The following is a 13,550-nucleotide window of genomic DNA, read 5'->3' on the forward strand; positions in this document are numbered from 1 at the left end:
TTTTCTTTATGTACAGAGTATTCTGCTAACTGCTCAGAGTATTCTTGTTTGAGCACGGTGTATTTTCCCACGCACTTATAACGATACGCCTTCGGCGGACTTTTTTTTTAACGGACGCCAATTAGTTTAAATTGGCGCCATTGCGTTAGGGTGCTAAAGTACAATGTATGCAGACACCTGTATGTTGTGTGTAAGCCCTCGCACAAAATGCAAGCACATGTGCCGCTTGCTTTTTAATGGTAGAAATTTTAGTTGGCGTCACATAAGCTTGCATTTTTTCCTGCCCCATGCGTGAGGTGCTAAAGAACGGGCGGTTTGACAAAACCGCTTTTTGCCATCGCACGCAATAACAAGTACAAGTGCAATAAACAAACATGGGTGGACAAAGGCCGGAAAAGAATTTACGGTTTGACTTTCGTAACGGGACAATTGACAGCTATAAACAACCATTTTCCTAAGTAATGAGCGGACGTGTTTCATAGACACATGGGGAAACTTCTGTGTGGCCGCCACTGGGTTATAACACCACCTTGGCTCAATGCGGGCAGACGAGGTAACAGAAAGTTTAGTATCTTTATATAACCATTTTCGGTATAGACACAGGAAGGTTCCAAAAGCCGCACTGAAGCCAAGCCGGAAAACGTTAGGTTCCATTTGTAACGCACCTGTGTGTGTTAAGCTAGACGTAGCAGTAGAAATTTTTTTTTAAGTTGCGGGACGTTAAAGCAAGGCGTAAAAATTTTTGATTTTTTTATTAAATAAATCCTGACCTTTTGTCTAAGCAGTTTTTTTGAAAAAAAAACGTTTTGCTTAGCAAAACAAAACGATTAGTGGATTTGGAGTGTTGCGAGTGCACTCGCATAAGTGACAAAGACGCTAAGCGTTTTTGCTTAGACAAAGGTAGCGAAAATTTTTTACAAAGTCAACGGTTTGACAAGGGGTAGACTTTGTTTTTATAAACAAAATCAAAAATTTTTACCCTTTTATTTTGTCCCGACAACTTAAAAGTTGGCTTTCTAAGACTGCGTCAAGCTGTCGCGCTTGAAGCAATAATAGAAAGCCTAAAATTTCTCCTGTGGACCCTAGACTTTAAAAGCTTGACCGCTGCTGCGGTCAGTGCGCCACAAACGAAACCTAACAACGGCTAAGCACAATGCCTTTTTCTTTTATCTATTGTTACCTTCATTTCATTTCGGTAACTTTGAATATGGAAAAAGGCACTGATGCCTAGCCGTTATCCGTTATGTGTAACCTTATGACGACAGAAACCGACAAAAAGAAACTAATTGAACTGCTCGACAAAGCAGAACATTTGGCTGGACAATATTCAGGTGGTTACTCTGGACAATTTTTATCAGCAGAAGAATTTCATTCGGCATTGGTTGACAGCATAACAAAACTCAAAAACGGAGACAATTCGCAACTTGACAAACTTGATATTTGGTTTTTGCCGACTTCTTGTTGGGACGACTTTGTAGGCAGTGACGGTCAGGACTTGGCAAATCAAATAAGTGACCTATTAATTAAAATGACAAATGATAAAACTCGAAAATAACTGGCGACAAAAATCACTTGAAAGTCTTGAAAAGAAGACCTGGCCAGCGTTAAGTGCAGACGAAGGTTCTTATTTAATTAAAACTTGCAACTCGTTACGAAAAAACAACTTCAAGACTTTACGACCGAAGACTTGCGAATAATGATTGGACAGGAAATTGGACTTTATTTTTTAATGCCATTAGCAATTGAAACATTAACAAATGACTTGTTTGCTGAAGGTGATATGTATGAAGGTGATTTATTGAAAAACGTATTAGAAGTGGACACTAAGTTTTGGGACGACAATAAAAATTACTGGCAACAATTAAACGACATAATTAAAGACAGACGACAAGAAATAACAAAAATAAAGTTTGATATTTCTAAATTTGACAACTGCAAACACAGACAATGAGAAGAAAGGCTACACATAACAGCACCTACAAGAAATTGGCGGTTCAGTGGTTAAATGAAGCTTTGTGCTTCGTATCAAGTTTTGTGGTGGCAGACAGTTTTCGTCTCCGAAATCGCCAACTTCTTGTAGCTGCAAAACGTTAGTGGCAACCTATGACGACACAATACTATAAACGACATTTTGACGAACCTCGGACAGAACAATCCGAAGTTTGGGGAACTTGTGACTATTACTTTGAAACAAATCAGAACGGAGAAGTACTTCGACAAATTGAAGTTTATGAAAATGGAAAAACATTAAAATATGGCGAACAATTTATCAAAGATGAATTTGGATTTCTTGCCGACCAACCCCTTATCCTTTCCGATTTTGAAAACTTTGCAATAAATAAAACTGACTTTGAATATCAATGGCAAAAGTGAATTACATAACTGGTGACGCTACAAATCCGCAGAAAAATGGAAACAGAATCATTGTTCACGTTTGCAATGACATTGGTGGTTGGGGCAAGGGTTTTGTAATGGCAATTTCTAAACGTTGGAAAGAACCTGAACATGAATATAGACAATGGTTTAAATCAAATGACAATTTCAGCCTTGGACAAGTTCAATTTGTGCAAGTCGAAGAAGAACTCTGGGTTGCTAATTTAATAGGACAACATAAAATCAAAAAAGGCGAAAATGGTTACGCACCAATTAGATATGAAGCAATTTTGTTAGGTCTTGAAAAAGTGGGACAATTCGCCATTGACAAAAAAGCCACAGTACATATGCCAAGAATTGGTTGCGGACTTGCAGGTGGAACTTGGGACAAAATTGAACCATTGATAAACAAATCACTTTTAGAAAACGAAATTGAGACTTATGTTTATGACTTTGACTAAAAGAAGGGCAGCCACTAACAGCACCTACCCAAAAGGCGGGGTTTCGTGTTCCAAAGACAGTTTGGTGGTTAATCAAATATTCGTTTTTCAAATCAAGTTTTGTGGTAAAAGTCCCGCCCTTCGGGTAGCTGCAAAACGTTACCGGTAATTTATAGACGACCAAAACATGACACCTGAATTTCCACTAATTTCAGTTTATAAAGACCGCGGTCTGAATGTTTTTAAAGACGATTCACTATTTCGTAAGGTTACGACCTATACGCTCATTTCTCAAAACCCAGACGAGAATAATTTTTACGACCGCTATGGAAAACGCTGGACATTTAGATTTATTAACGACAAAATAAAAAACGACTTTAAAACACGCCTTTTAGCAAATACTATTTATAATCCAATGGTAAGTGTCGACCTTGACTGGAAACTAAATGGTAGCTACGACTTGAGTGAATTAAAGAATGCTATATTTCTGTGTGTTGACAAAGACGATGATATAATAACTCAATTCGAGGAAGCAGACATTATTAAAAATGCAATACGCAACTGCGAGACTTTTGACGACATTGTTTTCGCGCTTAACAAGTATGTGTTTGAGGTAGACGAACAAAGACTTTTGAAAGAACGAGGCAACTAAACTGAAAATTAAACTACCGGTAACACAGGTCTGGCGCCATTTGGGCATTTTGCTTCGCAAGACAAATTATATTAACTTTGAAATCAGGCTTCGCAATTAAAAATATAGTAAGAAACCCAAACGAGCGCCAGGCCTGAAAACGTTATAGCCAATGCTTAGACGGACAAACCAGACGCACATTTTAGCACTTTTGGTTTTGCCCGACAATATATCCGACCCTTCGCAAAACCAAAAGTGCTAAAATCTTCCCACCGCACGACTGTTAATAATTTCCCTACAAACAATTTGCACTTTCGGACTTGACCAATTACATTTGACAATTATTGTCAATTAAATAAAATGGAAACAGTAGGGCAAATTATTAGAGCAAAGAGAGAAGCTCAAGGACTGCTTTTAAGGCAGGTTGCAGCTTATCTCGACATCGATCAAGCAATATTGAGCAAAATCGAAAGAAGTGAACGCAAGCCGACAAAAGAGAATATTCTAAAGCTTTCTGAAATTCTAAAACTCGACAAAGACGAGCTAATGGTTCAATTCATGAGCGACAAAATCGCTTATGAAATTGCAGACGAAGATTGCGCTAATCGAGTTTTAAAAGTAGCAGAGAAAAAAGTAAAATATTTAAAGGCTCATCCCATTAAAAGCTAATAATGAAAGACACTTATCAAAAAACTTCAACTCTTAGTGTAGTTGAAGAACCTCAATTAGATATGCGATTTTCTATAAATCCTGCTTATCAGACAAACACAAAAAAAAATAATGCAACAGAAACTTTAAATGTACTCTCACTGTTTTCTGGTTGTGGTGGTATGGACTTAGGTTTTGAGGGTGGATTTTCAGTTTTATCTTCATCAATAAATGAAATTTTAACACCTCATTTTATTGAGAAGAAAATTGATAAAAAGTTTATTCAACTCAAAAAGACGAGATTTAAAACTGTATTTGCCAATGATATTTTAACCGATGCAAGAAATGCTTGGGTAAATCACTTTTCAAAAAAAGGACACAATGCCGAAGCGTTTTATACGGACAGCATCGTTGATTTGGTGAAGCTACATAAAAACGGAACAGAAATTTTCCCAAAAAATATTGACGTTGTAACAGGCGGATTTCCTTGCCAAGATTTTAGTATTGCGGGTAAAAGAAATGGTTTTAAGTCTCACAAAAATCATAAGGGTGAAATAAGTGCAAAAAAAATTCCTTCAACAGAAACTCGCGGGCAACTTTATATGTGGATGAAAGAAGTTATTGAAATTACAAAACCAAAAATATTTATAGCCGAAAATGTAAAAGGCTTGGTTAATTTATCTAACGTAAAGGAAATAATTCAAAATGACTTTTCATCTGCTGGCGACAATGGATATATTGTTTTAGACCCTCAAGTTTTGCATGCGGCTGATTATGGTGTTCCACAATCAAGAGAAAGAGTAATTTTTATTGGTATAAGAAAATCTGCGCTTAAAAAATCTGCGCTTGAAGAATTAGAAAAACTAAACATTTCAGAAAAATATAATCCATATCCAAATCCGACACATTCATACACTGTTGAGGGAGAAGATTTGAAAAGACACGTGGAATTAAAGGAAGTATTTAGTGTATTGGACGAACCCGAAAAAACAAATGACCTTTCTCAAAAGTATTATTCAAAAGCAAAATACATGGGTGCACACTGCCAAGGTCAGACTGAAATAAAACCAGCAGGTATTGGTCCGACAATAAGAGCAGAGCATCACGGAAATATTGAATTTAGAAGACTATCTAAAAAAAATGGCGGCAAAATCATAGAAGAACTTTCAAAGGGACTAAAAGAAAGACGCTTAACGCCAAGAGAATGTGCATTAATTCAAACGTTTCCGCCCGACTACGATTTTGTAATTGAAAATAAAAGCGGAAGAAAAGGTTCGTTTTTAGTTAGTCCCTCACAAGCATATAAAATTATTGGTAACGCAGTTCCACCACTTCTTGCATATAATCTGGCAAAAAGACTTGAAGACGTTTGGGATTTATATTTCAAAAAATAATTATGATAATTTCAGCTAATTCAGAACCTAACAGAAAAGAGTTTAATAGTTTATTAGATTCAACAGTCGCAGAACTAAGTAGCCATGCAAACAAATCATCAAAATCTATCTCAAAGCTTTTGGGTCGAGACCTTGAACCCTATGTCAAAGATGTAATGACTGATTTAGCTGTTGGAACTGCTTTTGAAAATTCAATTGAATTAATTGGCGGACAGAAATTTCCAGATATAGTTGCGAAAAAATATTACGGAATTGAAGTAAAAACGACAACACAAAATCATTGGAAAACAACTGGAAATAGTGTTTTAGAAGGAACAAGAGTTGAAGATGTTGAAAGAATATTTATGCTTTTCGCAAAGTTAGCAAGCCCAATTGAATTCAGATGCAGACCTTATGAAGAATGCTTATCAGAAGTGGTAGTAACGCATTCGCCACGATATTTAATTGATATGAATTTAGAAAAGGGTAAAACTATTTTCGATAAAATAAAAGTGCCTTACGACACTTTACGAAAAAAAGAAAATCCGATCAGACCAATTGTTGATTATTACAAAAGCAAACTAAAACCTGGTGAAGACCTATGGTGGATTGACCAAGAGAATAGTAAAGCAAGTAATCTTGTTATAAAAATTTGGACGAATTTGAGCGTGACAGAAAAACAAGAAGTGAAAAATAAAGCAATGGTTTATTTTCCCGAGTTGTTTAGTAATAGTGGCGACAAATTCGCTAGACTTGCAATTTGGTTAGTTACTCGTGAAGGAGTTGTTTGCCCAAACATTCGGGACTTATTTACCGCTGGTGGCAAAGGACAAATATTAGTTGGTAAAAAAACTTACAAAAATGTTCCTCGAATATTCTTAAATCTATTCGACAACTTAGATTTTATAATTGAAACCATCGGACAGACTTCATCAATTGAGCTATCTGACTATTGGGGCATAAAGACAAGTGAAAAGAAAAAAATTGCAGACTGGATTGAATTGATTTCTTTGCAATCGAAAAAAATATCGGACGCAAAACACTTAAACGTAAAACAAATACTGACAGAAATAATTGCAGAATGAGCCTAACCCTTCGCAGTCATACACATTTGCAAGCCGCACAAATCAGTGCACAACCAAAGCTTACAAATAAGTATGCCTGCCCGACACACACCGACAGACATAAAAGCACTGGCTATAACAGCACCTACCCAAAAGTGGCGCAGACGTGGTTAAACGAACATTTGTGTTCCAAACAAACTTTGGTACGTATAGACAATTTAGTGTTTCAAAACGCCACCTTCGGGTAGCTGCAAACCGTTAGCAGTAATTGTAAGACCTGAACCCGACACGAACGAAAAGACAACTATGGATGACGCATCAGTGCAAAAAGAATGGGACAGATTTTCAAAGTCAATTGGCGGACGTGTTGAAAAGAGAAAAGAAAATTATTCTAATCCAGACAACATTTATAGAATTGTTACCGACAAAAATACAATTGAACTTACGTGGGCAAACCGACCTCAAAAGGGAAGAGGATTTTATTTAATATTTGAATCGTTATTAACTTACGAACTTACCAATTCTGAAACTATAAAATTAAAAGTGCAGCCGACAGACTTTCTTTCAAAAATATTTAGCTTCTTAACCCAGAGTAGAAAAAAGACTGGTATTAAAGAACTTGACAACGCTTACATCTTTATATGTAATAGCGACAGTTTAATTCTCGAATTGACAGATGAATTTATATCGTTTTATAAAAACAATACTTACAAGAATTTCAACATTGAAATTGAGACAATAACTGACAAGCGGACATTAAGAATATTCATCCCCGAACTATTGACATCGCAAGAGAAACTTGAATACTATTATAACTTTGGACAGCGAATAGCGAAAATCATTGACGGTGGAAAACACTAATTTGACAAGCAAAAAGAACAACTACTGCTAACACAGGCTCACACGCAATGCGGAGTTCGTGCAAGTTGCAAATGCATTTTTTCAGCGGCAGAATATTTTTTGCATTTGCCATTTAGTTCAGTACATTTAATAAAGTTTTTCGGTCAAGACAGTTTTGTGGTTATTTAATCCGCACTGCGTGTAGCCTGAAAACGTTACCAGTAATGCTAAAAAAAACGACCATATTCCTATCAATTAGCATACTGACTTTCACAGTATCAGGACAAAGTATTTTTCAAAAGACATTTGGAACGACAGCTTACGAAGAAATTTGGGGTCTCGACAAAACTTATGACGAAGGATTTGTTCTAGGTGGATATACTGGATTTGGAAATGCTTACATAATCAAGCTAACTGCTATCGGAGACACATCTTGGACAAGAAATATTAATGTCGGAGGAATGGATTTGATTTATACAATTCAACAAACTAACGACAGCGGATTTATTGCAGCAGGACGAACTAATGGATTTGGAGCAGGAGGATTAGACATGTTATTAGTAAAATTAGATGCTAATGGAAACAACCAATGGAACAAAGCGATCGGAGGAAGTGCTGATGAAACTGTAAATTCAATCGAGCAAACATTGGACGGAGGATTTATTATTGCTGGAAATACTTATAGCTTTAGTTCTGGGCTCAATGACTTTTATATTGTTAAAACAAACTCAATCGGAAATATTGTTTGGAGTAAAAGTATTGGAGGCGCTGGAAATGATAATGCATATTCAATTATTCAGAATACCGACAGCAGTTATACCGCAGTTGGTTTAACTTCAAGTGTTGGAGCTGGGGGCAACGACCTTCTTGCAACTAAACTTGACAAAAATGGAAATGTGACGTGGATGAAAACTTATGGAAGCGGAGGAGATGACAGGGCAAATTCAATTCAACAAACTTCCGATGGAGGATTTATTATTTCTGGAGTAACGAACAGCTTTGGCGCTGGGAATTACGATTTTTATTTAATCAAAACAGATAATAGCGGAAATCCTACTTTTCAAAAAACATTTGGAGGAGTTGGGAATGAATGGTCTTATTGTGTTCAGCAGACAAATGATTTAGGATATATGTTGACGGGATATACAACAAGTTTTGGAGCAGGGAGTTCAGATTATTACTTTATCAAAACTAATTCAATCGGAGATACAACTTGGACAAAAACATTTGGTGGTTCAATGGACGACTATGCAACAAACGTAAAACAAACTCCCGACAATGGCTACGCCATTGTTGGTTATGGGCAGAGTTTTGGTGCTGGAAGTCATGATTTTTATTTTGTGAAAACCGATAGCAATGGAAATGGAATTTGCAATCAAAATACGACAGCCACAATCGTGAACTCTCCAATCTCAACTGCAACTATTCCAACTTTGACAATTTCTAGTGGCGGGACTGTGAATAGCGCAATTCCAATTTTAAATACCGGAACAATAATAAACACATTGTGTACAAATGTTGGAATAGAAATAATTCCAAAGGAAAACGGAGACGTTAATTTTTTTCCGAATCCTTTGACAGATTATGCCACACTGAATTTTGAAAATCCTGAAAACAGAAAATACACTTTTAATTTATATAATGTTCAAGGACAATTGGTTCGTAAAATTGAGCAAGTAACAACAGAAACAATAATTCTTGAGAGACAGAATTTATTGAATGGTTTATATTTCTTCCAACTTATAACAGACGCTGGAGTTGAAATGAATGGTAAATTGATAATTGAATAAAGCACAACTGGTAACACAGGTCTGGCGCCATTTGGGCATTTTGCTTCGGAATACAAATTTGAGTACATTTGATAATCAGGCTTCGCAATTAAAAATATAGTAAAAAACCCAAACGAGCGCCAGGCCTGGGAACGTCAGGTTGTGAAAAAATTCAGTTTATTTTTTGGATAGCAAATTTTTGATTGTAAAATTTATTGAGGCTTACATAATTTGTATATAGGGATAGCAAAATTTTAGGCTGCCATTTTTACTTCAAAAAATAATGTTCTTATAACAGCTTCTTTTTTGTTAGTTTTTTGTGCATAAAGCCATCCCTTGTTATACTTTGGCTTCCAGGCATGGAGTTTTTGCATCAGTTCTTCAAAACCAAGTATGTTTATTGTTCGTTTTATGTTATAAACTGTCATAATTAATGCCCATTCCCCATTTACTTTTTTTAATCCTTTAAGGTTAGTGTAATTATAGCCCCAAACTCTTTTTATCGTGCCAAAAATATGCTCATTAATTTCTTGTCGTTTGCGATAGAGCCCGTATTGTTCTTTGTAATTTTTATTATTTATTTCTATTGCCTCTGCATATTCGCTTCGTTCTATTTCCCTTCTACCATCAGCCTTTGCTGTGCATAGTTTTAAAGCAGCACAGGTTTTACATGCTGTGGTTCGGTATTTTTTAAATTTATGAGAACCATTGTCGCGTTTCTTTGTGTGCCAGGTACCGGTTGTTGTTAGTGTTTGCTTTTGCGGGCAGGTGTATGTGTCATTCTCTTTATTATACGTGAATTTAGTTACTAAATAATCTTTAGTGGTGCCTTTATCGTTACTGTTAACTATCTCTTGTTGCGCTACAATGGTGCTTAATCCGTGTTGTTGACACGTTTGTATTTCCTTTGCATTGTTATATCCTTTATCTGCTAACACGGTAAAGGTCTCTGCTTGTATATTTTCTTTAGTCTCTAATGCTATGTTGCTTAATGCATTTCTATCGTTACGATTAATTGTGTGGGTTGCTACTACTAATTTATGCTTGTCATCTACTGCCGCTTGTGTATTGTAACTTACCTCTACTACTTGACCTTGTATTAATAAGGCTCTTGCATCTGCATCCGTTGTGCTTATTTGCGGTTCGTTACTTTTAGTTAAGTAATCCTGAAGTTGATCATACTTTATCTTTTGCGTTTTAAGTCTTCCTAATTTCTCTTCTATGTTTTTTACTTTTTCGTTTTGTTCGTTTTTATCGCAGGCATCTAATTCTTTGAGATATTGATTGGCTTTTTCTTCAATGTATGCAAAATGTCTATCTATCTTTTTTTGGTTATAGTTGTTTTTCTTACTATTGTGTGCCCTTACTTTGGTGCCATCTATGGCTATAACTTCTCCTGCTACTAAATCAGCATCTTTTAAAACAATACAAATAATTTAAACGTGTTGCGCAAGGCTTGGGGATTAACTTTTTCTGAAATCCGCTATGGAATGATAGTTTGGTGTTAAGCCATTACACAACCATTGCATTTCAATATTACGGCTACTTTCTTTTGACAATTTACGTGATGAACGGATTCCATTCATATACCCGTAAATGTAAATTTTTAAAAATAACTGATTAGTAAAACTCGGACGGCCTTCTGATTTTACAGATTTATTTACAAAAATAGTTTTTCTAATTCCAACTTCTCTACAAAGGCATCTATAAATCTAACTGTATTTTCTTTTTCTATACAATCTTCAAGGCTTTTAAACTCAATCTGACTGCGGTTTTTAGAGATTACATTTGGCATAATCAAAGATAATTCATATTCGTTTTTTTTATTTATCTTTATTTCAGTAATAACAAACAGTTGCTGTTAATAACAATGTGTTTTTTCACAGGCTGACGTTATAGCTAATGCGGCGGACAGCCCTAAAGACTGACAAATGACAACAGAATTAAAATAGAATTGCAAGGTATCTTTGACTTATGAGCCGAATCATATTAACTCTCTCTTTATTTCTTTTAGGTTTCTCTTTCCTTAAATCACAAGACAAAGACACTCTTTCATTTATTAAATCAAAAAAAATGTCTGACGCCGACCTTGCTAAAAAAAAGGAAGGTACTTTTTGGACAGGCATCCCCGACATTTCATCCGACCCCGTGACAGGTTTTGGCTTTGGTTTGCGAAGTAATATTTACTGGAATGGTACTCGTGAAAATCCTCTCTTTGCTTACACTCCATATCTCGCCAAGCTAAAAGCAAACGCCGCATATTACACGACCAATGCGCGCGAACTTATTTTATCGTTTGATGTTCCTTACTACAAAGGCTCGTTGGCGTTTCAGAGTTGATTTTAAAGCGCAACAAAATCCTTCTAATTTGTATTTCGGTTCAAGCGAGCGAACACTTGGTGCACTTCGTTTGCCTTCGACGCCGACCGGCGGACAGACATACGCAACTTTCAACGAGTATGATAAAGCAAGAAAAACGCTTAGACCTGGCGACTCGACCGAATACGCTTTCGTGACTGACGCGCTCTCAAATCGTTTCCGAGAAACTGAATATATGCTAAACCTTAAAGCAGACCGCGCTCTTGGTAAAGGAAAGTGGCGAGTAATGTGCGGTTACGAAATACAACATTTGAGTTACAAGACTTTTGAGGGGTTTAAAGCCGAAGCTATTGACTCGACAGGTAAAACAACGACAGCACCAAACGGTACTTCGCTACTTAGACGCGATTATGAACAAGGACTAATACATGGACTTAATGGTGGCTGGGTTTCCTTATTTCAAACAGCTTTAATTTATGACACAAGAGATTTCGAGCCTGATCCTTCTCGCGGACTTTACTTTGAACTTGCAAATGAGTTTTCAAATCCAATTATCGGCTCGCAATTCGACTTCAATAAAATATTTGTTCAAGGGCGTTACTACCAAAAAATACCTGTCGGACCTCGGACAGTTTTTACAGCCCGACTTGGAGCAGGAAATATTTTTGGTTCTAAAGCACCGTTCTTTGAGTATCAAGACCAATGGAGTCCCGATGGAAGTATTAACGCAATGGGTGGCCGACAATCGTTAAGGGGTTATCGCGCGAACAGGTTTTTATCTCGGTCTATGTGGTTCAGTAATTTTGAACTTCGCGTAAGACTTGCTGAAACAAAAATTCGTAAGCAACGCTTTTCATTTACCTTGGTTCCGTTCTTTGACGCAGGGACTGTTCGCGACAAGTGGCAAGACCTGAACTTTAATAACGTAAAGACTTCTTACGGCGGTGCATTTAGAATTGCGTGGAATCAGTCAACGGTTTTGTCCTTTGATTATGGCATTTCAAACGAAGACAAATTGTTCTTCTTTGGCATTGGACAAATATTTTAAGCGGACACGTAAGCAAGACGTAAGCTGTATGCGCCGCACAAGCTATAACAGCAACTAATGGCCATTGGGCGGAAGAGGGTCATCGCCGCGCGCTATTAACAAGGTCGCTAGCGCGAATTTTTATTTGCGGCGGCTAATAAACATTGGTATCTTTAAATAACCTTTTGTCGGTTAAGAAAGTTGAGTGTTCCAAAAGCCCAACGGCCATTAGTCGCAAAACGTTATGCGTAAGCTTAAAGACGATAAATGAAACGACACTTTTTGACCATCATCGGAGTTTTAGGACTTCAAATTATTTATTGTCAAAACAAGACAAAGCTTTTTGAATACGAAAAAAGCCTGGAGCCTTCGGTATCAATGTATGTCAATATTTTTATACCATCATTCCAAAAAATAACCGCCGACACTCCGCAAATAGCACTTAAACGCAAAAATGACGTTTGGATATATGTTGGCTATCGTTATCAGACAAAGAAAAAAACTTCGTTGGACACCTGTTATATTTCAACATATACGGAGAGTAAAAGACAATATTACGAAAGCGCCGGAATGACCACTTCGCAAATTGCACAGACTCATGAAGGGCCTTGTTACGACTACTCTAGTGGTTATTGCAATTTCATCATTTCGTCATCAGAAGTGCATTACGTTAGATTTCGCTCAGGACAAAAAACTAAGACTTACAAACTAATAGTCACGGACTGAAAAGCCAACGCATAACAGCAACTAATGGCCATTGGGCGGAATTGGGTCATCGCCGCGCGCTATTAACAAGGTCGCTTCGCGAATTTAATTTGCGGCGGCTAATTACCTTTAGTATCTTTAAATAACCTTTTGTCGGTTAAGAAAGTTGAGTGTTCCAAAAGCCCAACGGCCATTAGTCGCAAAACGTTACCAGCAAGCGTAAAGACAGACACGACATCATTAAACAGACCACCAAAAACTGAGAAAAAGTAAACCATTTTGACAGGTGAAAACAGACATAGAAACGATACAACAAACGGACAACGAGTAAGCCGACACTCATTGCCGACCTTCGTGTTTT

Annotated in this window: 11 protein-coding genes and 2 pseudogenes; 12 read left to right on the plus strand and 1 reads right to left on the minus strand. The window is 36.8% G+C overall.

Features of this window, described 5'->3' with window-relative positions; genetic code table 11:
- Positions 1-1,255 precede the first annotated feature (1,255 nt).
- The 10 genes from IPM51_10635 to IPM51_10680 all read left to right on the plus strand — a co-directional run bounded on the left by IPM51_10635 (position 1,256) and on the right by IPM51_10680 (position 9,159).
- The gene (locus IPM51_10635; GenBank protein ID MBK9284758.1) at positions 1,256-1,555 is read left to right on the plus strand and encodes a hypothetical protein; all 300 of its coding nucleotides are present in this window, start codon (positions 1,256-1,258) and stop codon (positions 1,553-1,555) included.
- An 84-nt stretch (positions 1,556-1,639) separates the two neighbouring features.
- Positions 1,640-1,951, plus strand: a complete 312-nt coding sequence (locus IPM51_10640; GenBank protein MBK9284759.1) for a hypothetical protein — start codon at positions 1,640-1,642, stop codon at positions 1,949-1,951.
- Between the two features lie 152 nt (positions 1,952-2,103).
- Positions 2,104-2,373: a hypothetical protein gene (locus IPM51_10645; GenBank protein MBK9284760.1), complete on the plus strand. Its 270-nt coding sequence runs from the start codon at positions 2,104-2,106 to the stop codon at positions 2,371-2,373.
- Positions 2,361-2,834 (plus strand): Appr-1-p processing protein, encoded by a 474-nt coding sequence (locus IPM51_10650; protein ID MBK9284761.1) that lies wholly within the window; start codon positions 2,361-2,363, stop codon positions 2,832-2,834. The genes IPM51_10645 and IPM51_10650 overlap by 13 nt, the downstream gene beginning before the upstream one ends.
- Positions 2,835-3,000: 166 nt before the next feature.
- Positions 3,001-3,465 (plus strand): hypothetical protein, encoded by a 465-nt coding sequence (locus tag IPM51_10655; GenBank protein ID MBK9284762.1) that lies wholly within the window; start codon positions 3,001-3,003, stop codon positions 3,463-3,465.
- Positions 3,466-3,804: 339 nt separating this feature from the next.
- On the plus strand, positions 3,805-4,113 hold the full coding sequence (locus IPM51_10660; GenBank protein MBK9284763.1) for a helix-turn-helix transcriptional regulator: 309 nt from the start codon (positions 3,805-3,807) through the stop codon (positions 4,111-4,113).
- A gap of 2 nt (positions 4,114-4,115) precedes the next feature.
- Positions 4,116-5,486 (plus strand): DNA (cytosine-5-)-methyltransferase, encoded by a 1,371-nt coding sequence (dcm, locus tag IPM51_10665; protein ID MBK9284764.1) that lies wholly within the window; start codon positions 4,116-4,118, stop codon positions 5,484-5,486.
- A gap of 2 nt (positions 5,487-5,488) precedes the next feature.
- A complete protein-coding gene (locus tag IPM51_10670) occupies positions 5,489-6,550 on the plus strand; it encodes a hypothetical protein (GenBank protein MBK9284765.1) in 1,062 nt (353 codons plus the stop codon).
- A 285-nt stretch (positions 6,551-6,835) separates the two neighbouring features.
- A complete protein-coding gene (locus IPM51_10675) occupies positions 6,836-7,390 on the plus strand; it encodes a hypothetical protein (protein ID MBK9284766.1) in 555 nt (184 codons plus the stop codon).
- Between the two features lie 203 nt (positions 7,391-7,593).
- Positions 7,594-9,159: a T9SS type A sorting domain-containing protein gene (locus IPM51_10680; protein MBK9284767.1), complete on the plus strand. Its 1,566-nt coding sequence runs from the start codon at positions 7,594-7,596 to the stop codon at positions 9,157-9,159.
- Positions 9,160-9,491: 332 nt separating this feature from the next.
- Here IPM51_10680 and IPM51_10685 read toward each other — a convergent pair.
- Positions 9,492-10,933: pseudogene (locus tag IPM51_10685) on the minus strand (IS1182 family transposase).
- Positions 10,934-11,112: 179 nt separating this feature from the next.
- Between IPM51_10685 and IPM51_10690 the strand changes: the two are divergent.
- Both IPM51_10690 and IPM51_10695 read left to right on the plus strand, forming a co-directional pair.
- Positions 11,113-12,505: pseudogene (locus tag IPM51_10690) on the plus strand (BamA/TamA family outer membrane protein).
- Between the two features lie 357 nt (positions 12,506-12,862).
- On the plus strand, positions 12,863-13,210 hold the full coding sequence (locus IPM51_10695) for a hypothetical protein (protein MBK9284768.1): 348 nt from the start codon (positions 12,863-12,865) through the stop codon (positions 13,208-13,210).
- The last annotated feature ends 340 nt before the right edge of the window (positions 13,211-13,550 follow it).

The sequence above is a fragment of the Sphingobacteriaceae bacterium genome (genome assembly GCA_016715905.1).
GTDB lineage: Bacteria > Bacteroidota > Bacteroidia > B-17B0 > Aurantibacillaceae > Aurantibacillus.

What these genes read in the sequence shown, in the direction of transcription:
- IPM51_10680 (MBK9284767.1), top strand. Translation starts at nt 7,594, where the DNA reads ATGCTAAAAAAAACGACCATATTCCTATCAATTAGCATACTGACTTTC.
- IPM51_10695 (MBK9284768.1), top strand. Translation starts at nt 12,863, where the DNA reads ATGTATGTCAATATTTTTATACCATCATTCCAAAAAATAACCGCCGAC.
- IPM51_10670 (MBK9284765.1), top strand. Translation starts at nt 5,489, where the DNA reads ATGATAATTTCAGCTAATTCAGAACCTAACAGAAAAGAGTTTAATAGT.
- IPM51_10645 (MBK9284760.1), top strand. Translation starts at nt 2,104, where the DNA reads ATGACGACACAATACTATAAACGACATTTTGACGAACCTCGGACAGAA.
- IPM51_10635 (MBK9284758.1), top strand. Translation starts at nt 1,256, where the DNA reads ATGACGACAGAAACCGACAAAAAGAAACTAATTGAACTGCTCGACAAA.
- IPM51_10650 (MBK9284761.1), top strand. Translation starts at nt 2,361, where the DNA reads ATGGCAAAAGTGAATTACATAACTGGTGACGCTACAAATCCGCAGAAA.
- IPM51_10675 (MBK9284766.1), top strand. Translation starts at nt 6,836, where the DNA reads ATGGATGACGCATCAGTGCAAAAAGAATGGGACAGATTTTCAAAGTCA.
- IPM51_10660 (MBK9284763.1), top strand. Translation starts at nt 3,805, where the DNA reads ATGGAAACAGTAGGGCAAATTATTAGAGCAAAGAGAGAAGCTCAAGGA.
- IPM51_10655 (MBK9284762.1), top strand. Translation starts at nt 3,001, where the DNA reads ATGACACCTGAATTTCCACTAATTTCAGTTTATAAAGACCGCGGTCTG.
- dcm (MBK9284764.1), top strand. Translation starts at nt 4,116, where the DNA reads ATGAAAGACACTTATCAAAAAACTTCAACTCTTAGTGTAGTTGAAGAA.